At 46.1% G+C, this 14598-nt stretch carries 14 protein-coding genes; 9 read left to right on the top strand and 5 right to left on the bottom strand.

Going from position 1 to position 14598, the window contains the following annotated elements; translation table 11 throughout:
• Positions 1 to 136 precede the first annotated feature (136 nt).
• Positions 137 to 1273, bottom strand: a complete 1137-nt coding sequence (locus AB6805_RS03415; protein WP_370908055.1) for a hypothetical protein — start codon at positions 1271 to 1273, stop codon at positions 137 to 139.
• Between the two features lie 118 nt (positions 1274 to 1391).
• On the opposite strand from AB6805_RS03415, the gene AB6805_RS03410 reads away from it, so the two are divergent.
• Positions 1392 to 2831: a hypothetical protein gene (locus AB6805_RS03410; RefSeq protein ID WP_370908054.1), complete on the top strand. Its 1440-nt coding sequence runs from the start codon at positions 1392 to 1394 to the stop codon at positions 2829 to 2831.
• A gap of 87 nt (positions 2832 to 2918) precedes the next feature.
• A complete protein-coding gene (locus tag AB6805_RS03405) occupies positions 2919 to 4289 on the top strand; it encodes a glycoside hydrolase family 140 protein (protein WP_370908053.1) in 1371 nt (456 codons plus the stop codon).
• A gap of 43 nt (positions 4290 to 4332) precedes the next feature.
• Here AB6805_RS03405 and AB6805_RS03400 read toward each other — a convergent pair whose 3' ends face one another.
• On the bottom strand, positions 4333 to 4746 hold the full coding sequence (locus AB6805_RS03400) for a VOC family protein (RefSeq protein ID WP_370908052.1): 414 nt from the start codon (positions 4744 to 4746) through the stop codon (positions 4333 to 4335).
• Positions 4747 to 4899: 153 nt separating this feature from the next.
• Here AB6805_RS03400 and AB6805_RS03395 point away from each other — a divergent pair, with 153 nt between their 5' ends.
• Positions 4900 to 5337: a hypothetical protein gene (locus AB6805_RS03395; RefSeq protein WP_370908051.1), complete on the top strand. Its 438-nt coding sequence runs from the start codon at positions 4900 to 4902 to the stop codon at positions 5335 to 5337.
• Between the two features lie 23 nt (positions 5338 to 5360).
• On the top strand, positions 5361 to 6545 hold the full coding sequence (locus tag AB6805_RS03390) for a hypothetical protein (protein WP_370908050.1): 1185 nt from the start codon (positions 5361 to 5363) through the stop codon (positions 6543 to 6545).
• Positions 6546 to 6553: 8 nt separating this feature from the next.
• Here the strand turns inward: AB6805_RS03390 and AB6805_RS03385 are convergent, their stop codons facing one another.
• Positions 6554 to 7987, bottom strand: a complete 1434-nt coding sequence (locus AB6805_RS03385) for an amino acid permease (protein ID WP_370908049.1) — start codon at positions 7985 to 7987, stop codon at positions 6554 to 6556.
• 808 nt (positions 7988 to 8795) lie between these two features.
• Between AB6805_RS03385 and AB6805_RS03380 the strand changes: the two genes are divergently transcribed.
• The 3 genes from AB6805_RS03380 to AB6805_RS03370 all read left to right on the top strand — a co-directional run bounded on the left by AB6805_RS03380 (position 8796) and on the right by AB6805_RS03370 (position 10842).
• Positions 8796 to 9362 (top strand): hypothetical protein, encoded by a 567-nt coding sequence (locus tag AB6805_RS03380; protein ID WP_370908048.1) that lies wholly within the window; start codon positions 8796 to 8798, stop codon positions 9360 to 9362.
• A 77-nt stretch (positions 9363 to 9439) separates the two neighbouring features.
• Positions 9440 to 10330 (top strand): glycoside hydrolase family 43 protein, encoded by an 891-nt coding sequence (locus AB6805_RS03375; protein ID WP_370908047.1) that lies wholly within the window; start codon positions 9440 to 9442, stop codon positions 10328 to 10330.
• Positions 10331 to 10347: 17 nt separating this feature from the next.
• Entirely contained in the window at positions 10348 to 10842 is a 495-nt protein-coding gene (locus AB6805_RS03370) for a PPC domain-containing DNA-binding protein (RefSeq protein WP_370908046.1), read from the top strand.
• Here AB6805_RS03370 and AB6805_RS03365 read toward each other — a convergent pair whose 3' ends face one another.
• Positions 10843 to 11556, bottom strand: a complete 714-nt coding sequence (locus AB6805_RS03365) for a 3-keto-5-aminohexanoate cleavage protein (RefSeq protein ID WP_370908045.1) — start codon at positions 11554 to 11556, stop codon at positions 10843 to 10845. It lies immediately after the preceding gene.
• A 237-nt stretch (positions 11557 to 11793) separates the two neighbouring features.
• Here AB6805_RS03365 and AB6805_RS03360 point away from each other — a divergent pair, with 237 nt between their 5' ends.
• Positions 11794 to 12654 carry a helix-turn-helix domain-containing protein gene (locus AB6805_RS03360; protein ID WP_370908044.1) on the top strand — a complete coding sequence of 287 codons (861 nt, stop codon included), beginning with the start codon at positions 11794 to 11796 and terminating at the stop codon, positions 12652 to 12654.
• 70 nt (positions 12655 to 12724) lie between these two features.
• On the top strand, positions 12725 to 13594 hold the full coding sequence (locus AB6805_RS03355; RefSeq protein ID WP_370908043.1) for an SDR family NAD(P)-dependent oxidoreductase: 870 nt from the start codon (positions 12725 to 12727) through the stop codon (positions 13592 to 13594).
• A 55-nt stretch (positions 13595 to 13649) separates the two neighbouring features.
• Here the strand turns inward: AB6805_RS03355 and AB6805_RS03350 are convergent, their stop codons facing one another.
• Positions 13650 to 14384 (bottom strand): M48 family metallopeptidase, encoded by a 735-nt coding sequence (locus tag AB6805_RS03350; protein WP_370908042.1) that lies wholly within the window; start codon positions 14382 to 14384, stop codon positions 13650 to 13652.
• Positions 14385 to 14598: the final 214 nt, after the last annotated feature.

Below are 14598 nucleotides of genomic sequence, written 5' to 3'. Positions count from 1 at the left end.
CTATTTAAGTACTTATTTCTGCATGATATTTTTTGGAGTGGTGTTTTCCGGGTATTTTTTTCCGGGAGAGATGGAAGTGCGGTAATCCCGGTAAAGCCAGGCAGCCCTCACGGGAGCTGCCTGGCGGAAGGAGGGGTTATTTGTCGAACGTCATGTTTTCAAACTTATCCAGTTTTGCCATGATGCCCCATCCATAAAAGTCGTTGGCCAGGGCGATCAGTATTTCATTGTCGCCAGCTACCAACGGAAGGGAGAAAGACGCATTATCCACGGTGCAGCGGCCATCCGGTTGTTTCATCAGCGGGTAGGAGTAGAGGTTTTTGTCTACGTACACAAATTTATCGTTCACAAATACCCATACTTCGTCGCTGAAGCCGAGGTGCAGTTGTCGTGTTTGCGCCACAGCAGAACGGATATTTGTTTTCAGCCACACGATGCGCCGGGTGCGGTTTTCAGCGCCGCCAAATTTGCGGGTTACGTTGATCAGTCCCCGCCTTTCGGCGCGGATGGTTTCCCATGGTGTTTCTTTTCCGGGTATCCATGCTTTGCTGAAATCAATTTGATCAGGGGTAGCCATTGGCTGGGTGATTTGCCAGGTGCGGAGATAAGCTGCGTCATTGTTGGTGATGTCGATGCCTTCAGAGGAAGGCAGTCCTTCCGTTTGATCCGGTTTCACCACCAGGTTGGCAATGACCGCCTGCCCGTCGAATGCAAGGCCGCCATGCCAGGTATTGCTTTCCAGTCGCGGCACTTCCAGTACCGGCCGGGAGGTATCGTTCACGTACACCCGCATTTGCCTGCCGGAAATAACCAGCTTCACATGGTTCCAGTCGTCTTTGGAAATCCAGGCGGCGGCCTGGTACTGGTCCAGCATATCCCAGAGGTTAACGCCATCGATATGCGGTGCATACTGCACCGCGTCGCCTTTACCGGAAGAAGGCGTACGGAAATAAAAGCATTCGTTCTCTTTCCGGCTGGCGCGCCTGAAATAAAACGATGTGAAAGTAGAAACAGGTTGTACATCGTATTCGATGGTGCCGTTTGTAAAGTCAAGGTCCTTCAGCACTACGGTGTCGTTCCGGTTCAACAGCTTCATCGCCGGTACCGATTTATACGTGATAAATTCCACCGTGCCGGGTTGAAACGACCAGTGTCCGGCTTCCAGGGGGACCTTGATAATATCCTGACTGCCGGGGTGACCGGTTTTCTTTTTTTGTGCTGCTGCGCATAATGGGAGCAATAGGAATAAGCACGCGGTGCGGATTTTTGTCATGACCAGTGTTTTTAATTTAAATGCTGCAGCAAATCTGAATAATAACTAATTTCAGGGCGAATCATTGGCGCATCAAGTGTGTGCAAATCCGTGCAAGCTTGTAATAGACTACCAGGGAATGAATAATAGTTTTGAGATTAATTACATACGAAAATGCCTCGAGCTGGCAGAAGCCCGGTTGAACCGTGGTGACGCCAGCGAGTGGACAAGCTATGATTTTGAAAAACTAAGTACCGCCATAGAAGAAGCTACGGGGGTGATATTGAGCGTTACCACCCTGAAACGGCTGTGGGGAAAACTGAAGTACACCAATATGCCCGCCACCACTACGCTGAATACCCTGGCACAATTTGCCGGGTATGCCGACTGGCGGGAGTTTAAACGCCTTGCCACCTTGCTGCCTGCGGCAACCAGCCATGAAACGATGGTTGGGCCTTTGTCAGGTGATGATGCCGCACCTGTAAATACCACAACGGGGGAAATTCCTGTCAGTGAGACAGCATCCGGTTATGCAACAGGCAGTGATGCAACCCGGGATCAGACAGTATCTGCTAACATAACAGGCAATGGTGCAACCACTGCCACTCATTCGCCCGCAGCAACGCCACCAAAACGCAGTAAATGGACTTACTGGCTGCTCGCCCTGGTACCAGTAGGAATCCTCGTATATGCCTTACTGTTATCCAACACCAAACCAGGCAAACCAATTGACACAACCGCATTTTCGTTCAGCTCCAATAAAGTAGTTATGGATGGCGTGCCTAATTCTGTTATTTTCAGTTATAACGCTGTCGCAGCAGGGAAGGATTCTGTGTTCATTGCGCAAACCTGGGATACCAGGCGGAAAATGCCGGTATCTGCCAAAGAAAAAACATACACTGCTATTTATTATGAGCCGGGTTATTTCAAGGCGAAACTGATGGTGGGTAAACAGATCGTAAAAGAACACGAACTGATGATCAGCTCCGGTGGCTGGCTGGCCATGATAGAACAGGAGCCTGGCACACCACTGTATTTCCGGAAGAATGAAGTCATAAAAGGAAACGGCCTGGAAGTGAATGAAGCGTTGTTGTCGGCATATCATGTTCCGCTGCAACCCGTTCCTCCCGCCTTACGCTTTTACAATGTACAGCCCCTTGGCGACCTGCAAACGGATCACTTTACTTTTGAAACCACGCTGAAGAGTGGTTTTCAACTTGGCACCGCTGCCTGTCAGCGGGTAGAGGTGTTGCTCCTGTGTAAAAATGATTTGATCTCCATCCCGTTGTGTGCGCCCGGATGCGTGGGAGACCTCTCGCTGTTTGCCGCCGGCGTTGCCCTCAACAGCCGGAATACTGACCTGTCGAAATTTGGCGCCGACCTGGCAAAATGGGTAAAACTCCGCGTAGTGGCGAAAGACCGGCACCTGCAGTTTTTTGTGAACGACAGCGCTGCTGCGGAACTCACATTTTCCAATCCGCCTTCCGGCATCGTCGGGGTGCAATACCGGTTCAATGGCACCGGCGCAGTGAAGGACACCCGCTTTACGAAAGATAGCACCGTGATTGCATTACAATAATAGCTGCTGCCTATTCATCTCCCGGAAAACAATTACTGCTGCTTTATTCCTAAAAAGCTTTATTTTTCTTTGGAACATATTCCCGTTATGAAAAGTAAGTTATGGTTTCTCAGCAGCCTCCTCTACTGTTTATGTACCCGGGCGCAGTTGCCGGAGCGTTTACAGGTTACCGCGGATGGCCACTATCTTCAATATGCCAACGGGCAACCCTTTTTCTGGCTGGGCGATACCGGCTGGGAATTGTTTCATCGGCTGGACACCGCGGAAATTAAATACTACCTTGGTAACCGCGCCCGCAAAGGATTTACCGTAATTCAGGCAGTAGTGCTGGCGGAATTTGATGGTCTTCGCAAACCCAACCGCTACGGACAACTTCCGTTGCTGAATGAAAACCCCGCCACCCCGAACAACGCTTATTTCACGTTAATAGACAGCACCATCAGCTGGGCCATGCAGCGCGGAATGTACATCGGGCTGCTGCCTACCTGGGGCGATAAGGTGACAAAGTTATGGGGCGAAGGCCCTGTGGTGTTTGACACCACTAACGCTTACGGATATGGGAAATGGATCGGGAACAGGTATCGTAATCATAAAAACATCATCTGGATACTGGGTGGCGATCGCCCGGCGGTTAACGACAGCGGCGACTGGCGTCCCATCTGGCGGGCAATGGCAAGGGGTATAAAGGAAGGCACTGCCGGGCAATGCATCATTGCTTACCATCCTTCCGGAGGGACTAACTCCACGTCGCAATGGCTGCAGCAGGAAAGCTGGCTGGATATCCACATGTTCCAGAGCGGTCATGGCAGCGGCCATGATGTAGCATGCTGGGAGCTGGTGCGGAGGGACCGGCAATATTTACCGGCCAAACCTACCCTTGATGCCGAACCTAATTATGAAGACCATCCCGTGAATCCCTGGCCTAAATGGAACCCCGACAATGGTTATTTCAGGGACTACGATGTACGTAAGCAACTGTACCGTTCTGTATTTGCCGGCGCATGTGGGGTAACTTACGGTCATCATGCCGTGTGGCAGTTTATGAGTGCGCGGGAGGAAGCCGTTAACTATCCTGATCGTGGCTGGATGAATGCACTGGACCGGCCCGGCGCTTTCCAGGCGGGTTATCTTCGCCGGCTCATAGCCATACATGGCGCACTAAACCGCCTACCGGATCTCTCGCTGATCTTATCGGGTCAGGGGGAAGGAGGAGGCCATATGGAAGCTTTCCGGGATGCGGCGGGTACTTACCTGATGGTATATCTGCCCATAGGAAAATCGCTGCAGGTGAACACTGCTGTGATAAAATCCGCACAACTAAATTGTTGGTGGTTTAATCCGCGGAATGCGGAAAGAACAAGCATCGGGATGGTGAAACAAACCTCTGCTGTTACATTGGTACCCCCGGCTACCGGCGTGGGCAATGATTGGGTGCTGGTGGTAGAGGCGCACCCGTAACAAAAAAGCCGGTTGGCAAAGCATGCTCCAACCGGTGGTGTTATTACTTTTCATTGGCTTTCAGCACTTCCACATAATGAGGATTGTACATAATGCCCAGTACGTTGCCGAAAGGATCAATTACGGAGGCAGTAACAAATCCATGTCCCCGTTCTGTAACGGGTTCTAAAACAGTAGCTCCCAGTTGCAGCAATTTTTCCAACCCCGCCTGGATATCGTCTACATGCCAGTAAATAATAGCACCGCCGGGTCCGCTGCCCAGCGATTTTGGCGCATACTTACTATCGATAATACCCAGTTCATGCTGGTAGTCGCCCAGGCGGAACTCCGCATAGCCGGGCCTTTCAAAGTAAGGAGGAATACCGGTTAACTCCGTATACCATTTTTTTGCCGCCTCGTGATCTGCTGCATAGAAGCTCAATGTGGCAAATCCTCTTAAAATGTTTGTGTTGCTCATTTGGTTTGTTTTAGGATGAAATTTTTATTGTCTGATGTAAAAGTAGCAGGCGGGTATGACAACCCTATGTCAACAGCAAAAAAGAAAGGCAGAATATTTCTGAATATAGTTATAAATTTTAAATATCTATTTTTATGTCTTAATCTGTATATCATGAAAAAGGTGGCCTATGACCCTAATGGTGGAAAACTGTGGATAAGGATAGATATGACCGGCATTTATTTTATTACTTACATCTACCAGATGTGGGCGGCTACCGCCGATGAACATCCTATATTAACAAAGCCCCTCCGGCAAAACAGCAATGAGCTGCCCCAACCGGATTACTATCTTATTCAAAACGATTATAAACCCGGTGAACCATTAATCAATTTCGACAAAAGAGTGCTGGATATTTCTTTCAGGGTAAGGAAGTATGAGGACGACAATGGTTATAAATTAAGGGTAAGCGTATTGCAGGGCGATGATTTTAATACGGCCAAAGTAATAGGCAGCAGCCAGATTGGTTATGGCACTACTGCTACTTTAGGTACCGATGTTACCGGCAAACAGGAAGATATTTTACTGCAGTTAACCGTAAAACAGGATTGATTACCCCTATTTAAAATACATGTATGTCAGCACGGAAAATAATTTTCATTCTGTTATCTCTTATTTCTTTCCGGACATCTGCGCAGTTTAAAACAGACAGCACCGAGCATTACCTGTTAAACTTTTCTGTGCCGGACATGCCGGCGTTTAAAGCGCTGGGAGCAGATCCTTCCAACCTGCTGCGTCCTTCGGATATTCAAAAGTTTGCGCTCAGCTTATCGCCGTTTTATTCAAACGGCCAGGGCGTTATCCCGCGTAATTTCGCCGTGGAATTTTCCCCGGGGAAGCTGGCCAGCAAAAACTGGACGCTGGAAGATTATGGCAAAAGGAAGTTCTGGTATAACTCCTCCTTCAGCATCGGGGCAATCGTTGATTCGGGGAATGTATCCTCCAAACTGGCTGTTGGCTACCGGTTTTCTATTGTGAGGAAGAAAGATGACCTGTTACTGAATGCCGCAAAAAGAAGAGCGGTTTTTCTTGCACAACAGCAGGCGCAGCTGGCACTCCGGGAATTTAAAAATAACTGGATCATTATTGTGCATAAGGAAGTGCCGCCTGCAGAGCGCGCGCAATATGGCGCAGAACATGATAAAGAGTTCTGGGATTTCGCGGAAAACAAAGCAGAAGAATATCTCAGGGAAAACCCAGATACAACCTTGCAGGCCAGCTACAACGCCTTTAAAAAAGGATACGACACCGATAAAAAGAAATATTATGCGGCAGTAGACGACCTGATAGAGCAATTTAAAAGTGAACATTGGAACGCCACCCGCCTGGATGGCGCCATTGCGTGGGTAGGACAATCCCGTGATTCCTTGATTAAAAACGCCGGCTTCGCCTCCTTCAATACCTGGGTCACCTGGGCACTGGGCATCGGGAAAAGCAGCCAGCTGCTGCTGGGCGGTAGTTTCAGCTTACCCCGCTCTGAATTTAAAGACAGCACTTTCATCAATGCTACAGTGAATGTCCGCTACTACCTGGGTACCTCCGGCTTCAGGGGATTTGCGGAAACACAGTTTAAGTATCAGAACTATGATAACCTTGACAAGTCCCTGCTGTTCAACTTTGGTACTGAATTCAGGGTTGCTAAAAGTATATGGATTGTGGCCGAAGCAGGCATTGATAACTACCTGAAAGAGAAAGATCCTTTCAGCGCTTTTATAGCAAGCATAAATTTGCGGTATGGATTTAACCAGGTGATGAAGTAGGGGTGGGGTCAGGATGGGATTACCTTACTAACCTTATTCCTCTTCACCAGTAAAAAGCACACATACAAAAACACCACCCATGCCGGGATCAGTTCTACCGGCAGCTTCATCCCCGTAATCCACATCAGGATCAGGATGCCCACCAGGAACACCAGGCAAATGTAATTGGACACCGGGTAAATAAAGGAAGGGAACTTTGTCAGGATCTGCGCTTCGCGTTTGCTTTTTTTGAATTTAAGATGCACGATGGTGATCATCAGCCAGTTAATGATCAATGAAGATACCACCAGCGACATCAGTACTTCCAGCGCTTTTTCGGGAATCACTTTATTTACCACAATACAAATCGCAGCAAATAACCCGGATACCAGGATTGCTTTTACAGGTACATGGTTTTTATTTAGCTGAGATAGGAAAGCGGGTGCATTGCCTTGCTTCGACAAGCCATACAACATCCTGCTGTTACTGTATACGCAACTGTTGTAAACGGAAAGTGCCGCCGTTAAAACAATCAGGTTTAACACATTTGCAATCAGGCTGGTGAAATAGATGGTTTTACCTAAAAAAGAAAACTGGAATCCTTTTAAGCTTTGAAATACCATTACAAACGGGCTGCTGTCTGTAGTAATACTTTTCCAGGGCGATAAAGAAAACAGGATCACAAGCGCGCCTACATAGAAGATCAGGATACGGTAAATCACCTGGTTGGTGGCCTTCGGGATTGTTTTTTCCGGCTGGTCTGCTTCTGCAGCAGTGATACCAATCAATTCAAGCCCGCCAAAGGAAAACATGATCAGGGCAATGGCGGCAAACAATCCCTGGAAACCACCTTTACCATCGGCATGCAATAATCCACGCGGGAAAAATCCGCCATCGTTCCAGAGATTCCGGATGTTGGCCTGCGCGCCGCCACTTCCGCTTATCAGCAAATAGATACCAAAAACGATCATGGCTATAATAGCCACTACTTTTATGATGGAAAACCAAAACTCTGCTTCTCCGTATACTTTTACAGAGCTCAGGTTTAACGCATTAATAGCAATGAAGAAAAAAAGACTGGAAGACCATAACGGGATCTCCGGCCACCAGAAATGTACATACACGCCAATGGCAGTCAGCTCCGACATACTCACCAGGATATAAAGGATCCAGTAATTCCACCCGGAAGAAAAGCCGGCAAATGAGCCCCAGTATTTATAAGCAAAATGACTAAAACTACCTGATACCGGTTCTTCCACTACCATTTCGCCCAGCTGGCGCATAATAAAGAAAGCAATAATACCGGCCAGGGCATAACCCAAAATAACAGAAGGCCCCGCTAGTACCGCCGCCGGACCTATGCCAAGGAATAAACCTGTTCCGATGGCGCCGCCCAGGGCGATCAGCTGGATATGCCTGTTCTGTAATCCCCTTTTAAGGGTTTTTTCGTTTGCTGAGTCCAATGTTTATAGTGCTGGATAAGGCTGCAAGTTGAGGTAATTTCGGCAAAATTGAAACTTTGATTTATTTCCGACGTAGATGCCTGGTTCAACGGTATAGATTGCACTTTGAGTGTTCTCCAATTGAATCGAGGGTGATAGATTATCACCCGGTTATGTTTCCAGTCGGATCATGCGGCGGTGATGACTGTTTTGAGATACTTTAATTTACCATTCTTAGAATATTTGTTATAATTTGGGTTGGAAGAATAGATAATGTGACCCGATAGTTTATGTGTATCTCTAAATCCGTGAAATATAAATCCAGTTCCAAATAATAACACAGGATGTTAATTTTCGTAAGTCTTTATCAAATAACAATCGGTATTGTCAGTTTGTTTTTGTTTACTCGGACAACTCTATCTCAATACCAGGATATGACAAATGGGCAATTATTCGTTGCAGTACTGATAAGCGTTTTTTTGATCTACTATTTATATACGAATTTTTGTATACTGTTTAAAAGAAAAATCAGGAAGAGCCATTTGCAGTTGAACATCTGGGTAAACTTTATCCAAATTGTTCAATTGACATTATTAAGCGTTTCATACAAAATGGTAATCGGAATGGAAGTTGCACCTTTCTTTTTATATAGCGAGAAGGTTGAATTGGGAATTAAATACGCTATTTTTAATATTAAGCTTAATTTATCCTATGACAGCAGTCTGCATGACTTAAGGATCGGAATTAATATTATTCCGTTGATAATATTTCTTATACTCAATAGAGAGTTCAATAAAAAAGATAGTAGTCTTATGATCGGGTAACGAATATGAAATACATTAATGACATCTCAGAAAAGTATTGCAAGTTTTTATTAGAAATTGTATTTGCAGAGCAGAAATATTATACAGTATTTGGTGCAGATATTTCAGATAACGACATAGATAAGTTGTTAGTTAATGCTGACGGCAGTTTGCTTCTCTTCTCTACGCCTGTGGAGTTATTATCTTTAATTAAAAAAAATAATTCTTTTTTTGATAATGAAGCGTTACAGGAATGGGCCAGAGAGATTAATGGTATTAACGAATCATATGCGGTAATATCTTTTGATGTTTTGTCAAAGGATATTACTGATTTAAATGATCTTGAATTGTTTAAATCCATTTATCACACATTGGGGATTGTGGAGGATTATTCAAAGCAAATTAATGATGAAAGATTGTTGGCTCTTTGTGAGCAGGGTATTTTGGTACAGTTCGTGGATGACCTTGCCGATTATTTTACCTGGTCCGAAAATAAAGTCTTCACAATATCTGTTGATATTGATATTTTGTCTCTCCATTTAAAAGGAATTTATGAAAGATTAAAGGAACGGGTAAAAACGTATCATCTTTAGCTCTTTTCAGGTCCAATATAAGTTTCCCATGGCACAGTTATCGATACCAAATCTGCTGAAAAACAAATCCGCAGATCATGCTACCTCATCAAAACCCGATAATCCGGCATAAATTCACTGCCGATCCCACGGCATTGGTCCACAATGATACCATATACCTGTACACCGGCCACGACGAAGCGCCGGTAGGTACGGAAGCCTATGTAATGAATGAGTGGCTCTGCTTCTCATCTATCAACCTCACGGAATGGACAGAACATCCTGTACCATTGAAAGCAACAGATTTTTCATGGGCCAGCGGCAATGCTTACGCTTCAAAAGTAATAGCGCACAATAATAAATTTTACTGGTATGTAGCCACTGCACACGCCACTATCAAGGGCTCGGCGATTGGCGTGGCAGAGGCCACAAATCCGGCGGGTCCGTTTAAAGATGCCCGCGGATCATCACTGGTTACTATCGATATGCTGCCATCTGGTGTGCACGAAAAAGCCAACCTCGATCCAACGGTGATGATAGACGACAACGGGCAGGCATATATTTTCTGGGGTAATGGCAAATGCTTTTATGCAAAGCTGAAAGCCAACCTCACGGAACTGGATGGACCGATTAAAACATTAGACCTGCCAGGATTTGAAGAAGGCGCGCACCTGCATAAACGCAATGGCTGGTACTACCTGTCCTATGGCTACGGGATGCCGGAAAGAGTGGCTTATGCCATGAGCCGCAGCATGGAGGGGCCGTGGGAGTTTAAGGGAATATTAAATGAGCTGGCAGGAAATTGCGAAACTAACAGACCAGCGATATTGGATTTTAACGGCAGGTCTTATTTTATTTACCACAACGGCGGACTGAAAAACGGAGGAAGCCACCGGCGCTCGGTGTGCATCGACTACCTCTATTATAATCCCGATGATACCATGAAGCGGGTGGTGATGACCTCCGAAGGTGTACAGATGGCATATTAAATGCAATGCCTGTTATTATGAAAACAATATACACCTTACTCATCATCAACTTATTCCTCATGGCTACAGCTACCGCGCAGGATACCGCCCGCTATATCAAAACCAGCACCGGCTACCTCATGGTATTACGGCAGGGCGATGATATCTTTAAGCAACTGGAAGCCTTTGCCGAAAAGGAAAAGATTCCCTCCGCCAGTTTCACCGGCTTCGGATTTGTAGATGCCACCTTTGGTTATTTTAACAGGGAAACGAAAAAGTACGAACCCAAAGAATTCAGTAATATGGAACTGTCCGGCATGAACGGGTCTATTGCGTGGCAGAAAGGGAAGGTTTCGCTGCATACGCACGGCACGGTTACGGATAGAAATTTTAACGCCTTCGGCGGACATATGTTAGGTGGCACCGTTGGCACCGGATCGCTGGAGATCACTGTTATAGTGCATCCGCAGCAACTGGAACGCGTGTTTGAAGAACCATTGGGCGCCAACGTGCTGAGCCTGGAAAAGAAATAATCAACTATAGTGAAATGCTGCCTTTACCAGTGCTTCATTGCTTTCTGCAATAGCCCTGGATGGGTCCAGCAGGGTATCTTCAAATCCTATTCTCAGGTCATATCCTTTGTACTTAGCTACTTTCAATAACTCCCAACAGGTACTGTCGACACCATGCAGCACCACAGTCTGATGTGGCTGCCTTCCGGTCAGTTTATCTTCAATGGCTTTCACCGTTGCCAGCGCTGCGTTGAGGTCCTGCTCCTGCGGTTCAATTAACAGGCGGAAACATTCGTTCAATAATCCGCTGCCGCTAAAGTTCGCCGCTGCCTGCGCGGAATTAAGTCCCGCTTCCACCCCGATTTTCTTGTCCAAGATGGCCTGTATAATGCGTTCAAAACCGGCTTCATGCCCATTCACAGATACAAAGTTGGGTAGTTCTTCCCACTCGCGGATATATGCAAGCCGCTTTTCGATATCCGGTACCATCCAGGCGCCGGTACTGATGCCCACAGGAGTATCAGGCACGGCTGCCTTTACTGCTTTTACCTGTTCATTTACAAATTGCGGCTCCAGGGTTTCTTTACCGCTGCGGTCACGTACATGAAAATGGATGGCATCAGCCCCGGCAAGAACGGCGCTTTTAGCGGCTTCCACCAGTTCATCTGTTGTAACCGGAACGTTTGGATGGTCTGCTTTGGACCTGGAACCATTTAATGCTGCTTTTATAAACATACTTCCTGGCTTTTTTGAGGGTCACTGCATAAATGATACCTGTGTTGTAATCACCAGCTTTTCCGGCACTACCAGCCAAAAGCATGGGATGCTGTGTTGTGGAACAGGTTGAGCAGATTGCAGGATTTTTTCCCTGAAGTGGGTATTAGGCTGTGGTAGGGTTCGTCTTCTTTCGTCATTATTTTTAACCTGCCGGTTGCGTTTTTTTATTATAGCTTTAGCCGGAAAAAGCTTCCAATGACCGGGAATATTCTGATACAATCGCTGAAAGATATTACAGACCAGGAGATCAGCATTAACAAGTTTATTGGAACGCAGCATAAGGAGGATTTTTACAAAAAGGCCCCACACCGCCGGGATGACCATTACCTGTTTATCTTTCAAAAAAAGGGCAGAAGTACGATCATAATCGATTTTAAGGAAGTGGTGTTAGTTGAAAGCGCGGTATTATGCGTACTACTAGGACAAATTCATTATGGCATTACGGCAAACAATGACACGGAAGCCTGGCTGATTACGTTGGATACTAGTTTTGTAGAAGAAGATTACAGGAGAATTTTTGATGATTACTATTTTCAGAATATACCCATCACCGTATCCGCTTTAGAAAGTACTTCACTGAATAATGGTATTGAATTACTGGCGGCCATAGTGCGCAACCGCCATCCGTTGAATTTTATACCACAGGTAGTACATTCATTGATCAGCGCTTGTGTTGGGATGTTCGCTTCTGCCTATCGCCGGCAGGAAAATAAGGAGGCCCCTTTATCACGCACACATCTGTTAACACAGCAATTTAAACGGTTGCTTTTGCAACAGTTTAAAACACATAAAACTACTTCCGCCTACGCTACCTCATTAAATATAACCCCCGCATACCTGAACGATGCCGTAAAACAGACAACAGGACTTACCGTAAGTTTCTGGATACAACAAACTATTATCATGGAAGCAAAAAGACTATTATACGCTACCAATGCATCCGTTAAGGAAATAGCCAGCCAGTTGGGTTTTGCGGACCACGCTTACTTTACCCGCTATTTTTCCCATACAGAAGGGCAGTCGCCACTGCAGTTCCGCTGCAACTGCCGCAAATAATCCAATGGTTCCCCTTATCCATCCATTTTACTGGTAAACAGCTGCCGCTAACTTTGCAGGAAAATAACAGATGGGCAATCATATCATTTTTACGGTTGGAATAATATGCCTGTTATGGCTTTTATACAGGACGATAAAATTCATTTATCCTTATATCCGTCGCTCGGATCTTGAAAAATACAGGAAGCCGGGCGCCTTTGCGCTGGTTACCGGCGCAACTGATGGGATCGGGAAAGCCATCGCCGTGGCACTGGCGGAGAAAGGATTTAATATCGTTTTACATGGCCGGAATGAAGCAAAATTAGAGGCAGTGAAAATGGGCATTGAAGCGGATCACCCGCAGTGCGAGGTAGTGCTGCTGTTACATGACGGTAGCAGGAAAAGCCGGGTAAATGTGGAAGAAATTGAGCATTTGCCCATAACAGTACTGGTGAATAACGTAGGAATAGGGCCGATGAATGCACTGGCTGATTTTTCCGCCGGTGAAATTGATGAAACAATTACGCTCAACATGGCCTTCCCTTCACAGCTTACCCGTAGCTTGCTGCCACAACTGGGAAACCCCGGGCTTATATTAAATGTTTCTTCGTATGCGGGTTTGTTTCCACCACCTTATTTAGCGGTTTATGCAGGCTCAAAGGCATATAACAATGCCTTTTCCATTTCGCTGGCGCGTGAATTAGAAAATATGGAAGTGATTTCATTGATAACCGGTAGTGTAAATACCGGGACAAACAAAAAGCCCGTCACCTTTATGCGGCCGGCCGCGGCCACCTATGCAAAGCACGTACTGGCTATTGTGGGTTGTGGCAGAAAAAGTATTATGCCTTATTGGCCTCATGCCATACAAACTTTTCTGATATCGCTGCTGCCTGAAAAGCTGATCGACAGCGCAACTAAGAACGCCATGCAGCGGGAACTGCAACATCCTGAACTTTAATATAGCCGGAAGGGATTCACTAAATCCCCTCCGGCTATATCTTCTTAAAAGATAATTACTTCGCTGCTACAACAGGTTTTTCAAACCCGTCTTTCTTCGCTTTCTCCGCCATCGTATTCATTCTTTTTTCTGTATCAGGGTGGGAAGAGAATAATTGTGAGCCTTTCTTTTTATCACCGCTGCTTTCCTGTGATGCCTTCCACAATTTTTCGAAAGCCATAGACATGCCCCACGGATTGAGCTTGGCCGCTTTCAGAAATTCGTAACCGTAGTTGTCGGCCTGGCTTTCCTGGTTGCGGGAATACGCAGAATTAGCAACCGCTTCTCCCAACTCGCCGAGCTGTGAATCGCTCAGGGTACCGGCAGCACCGCCCTGTGAAGAAACACCGTCTTTCAACGCGGAGGTCATCAGCGCTGTTTTGAACGCATCTTTGGAATCCTTGTTTTTTACATGCCCGATTTCATGGCCTATTACGCCCATTACTTCGTCGTCTGTCATGGTTTGTAATAACCCGGCGCATACACGCACACTGCCATCTGCACAGGCAAAGGCGTTGATATCCCTTACCAGGTACACCTTAAAGTTAAGGTTCATGCCTTCGTAACCGGTAACGTGGTCGGTTAACTTTTTCAGGCGCTGTGCCATCGGATCATCTGAAGGTGCAACGGGGTTGTGCTCATCCATCCACTGGATATACTCTTTGGTATACCTGATCACATCATCATCTGTGAGGGTGGCTGCTTTCACTGCTTTGGCGCCGGCGCCCAGTGTTTTTGTGTTTAATTTCAATTGAGCATTTGAGGCTAACGCAAATGACATCGCCAAAGCGCATACGAAACCGAATCGTGCGTAAACAGACATAATAAAGGTTTTTATTGTTGAAAAGGGTTAAATACTAATGATTGCATTCAAGGTTACGGCGCGAAGATAAATATTGTTATGATCTCTTACAAACAATTTTAGCCCCGTAAAAGGAGTGTTTTTAAAATATATTAATATTAGG

The sequence above is a fragment of the Chitinophaga sp. RCC_12 genome (genome assembly GCF_041360695.1).
GTDB lineage: Bacteria > Bacteroidota > Bacteroidia > Chitinophagales > Chitinophagaceae > Chitinophaga.
Note: the sequence above shows the minus strand (reverse complement) of the source record. Positions and strands in the feature narration are given on the sequence as shown.

Bases quoted from the DNA above. Each gene is read 5' to 3' on its own strand.
- AB6805_RS03415 (WP_370908055.1), bottom strand. From the start codon at position 1,273: ATGACAAAAATCCGCACCGCGTGCTTATTCCTATTGCTCCCATTATGC.
- AB6805_RS03410 (WP_370908054.1), top strand. From the start codon at position 1,392: ATGAATAATAGTTTTGAGATTAATTACATACGAAAATGCCTCGAGCTG.
- AB6805_RS03405 (WP_370908053.1), top strand. From the start codon at position 2,919: ATGAAAAGTAAGTTATGGTTTCTCAGCAGCCTCCTCTACTGTTTATGT.
- AB6805_RS03400 (WP_370908052.1), bottom strand. From the start codon at position 4,746: ATGAGCAACACAAACATTTTAAGAGGATTTGCCACATTGAGCTTCTAT.
- AB6805_RS03395 (WP_370908051.1), top strand. From the start codon at position 4,900: ATGAAAAAGGTGGCCTATGACCCTAATGGTGGAAAACTGTGGATAAGG.
- AB6805_RS03390 (WP_370908050.1), top strand. From the start codon at position 5,361: ATGTCAGCACGGAAAATAATTTTCATTCTGTTATCTCTTATTTCTTTC.
- AB6805_RS03380 (WP_370908048.1), top strand. From the start codon at position 8,796: ATGAAATACATTAATGACATCTCAGAAAAGTATTGCAAGTTTTTATTA.
- AB6805_RS03375 (WP_370908047.1), top strand. From the start codon at position 9,440: ATGCTACCTCATCAAAACCCGATAATCCGGCATAAATTCACTGCCGAT.
- AB6805_RS03370 (WP_370908046.1), top strand. From the start codon at position 10,348: ATGAAAACAATATACACCTTACTCATCATCAACTTATTCCTCATGGCT.
- AB6805_RS03365 (WP_370908045.1), bottom strand. From the start codon at position 11,556: ATGTTTATAAAAGCAGCATTAAATGGTTCCAGGTCCAAAGCAGACCAT.
- AB6805_RS03360 (WP_370908044.1), top strand. From the start codon at position 11,794: ATGACCGGGAATATTCTGATACAATCGCTGAAAGATATTACAGACCAG.
- AB6805_RS03355 (WP_370908043.1), top strand. From the start codon at position 12,725: ATGGGCAATCATATCATTTTTACGGTTGGAATAATATGCCTGTTATGG.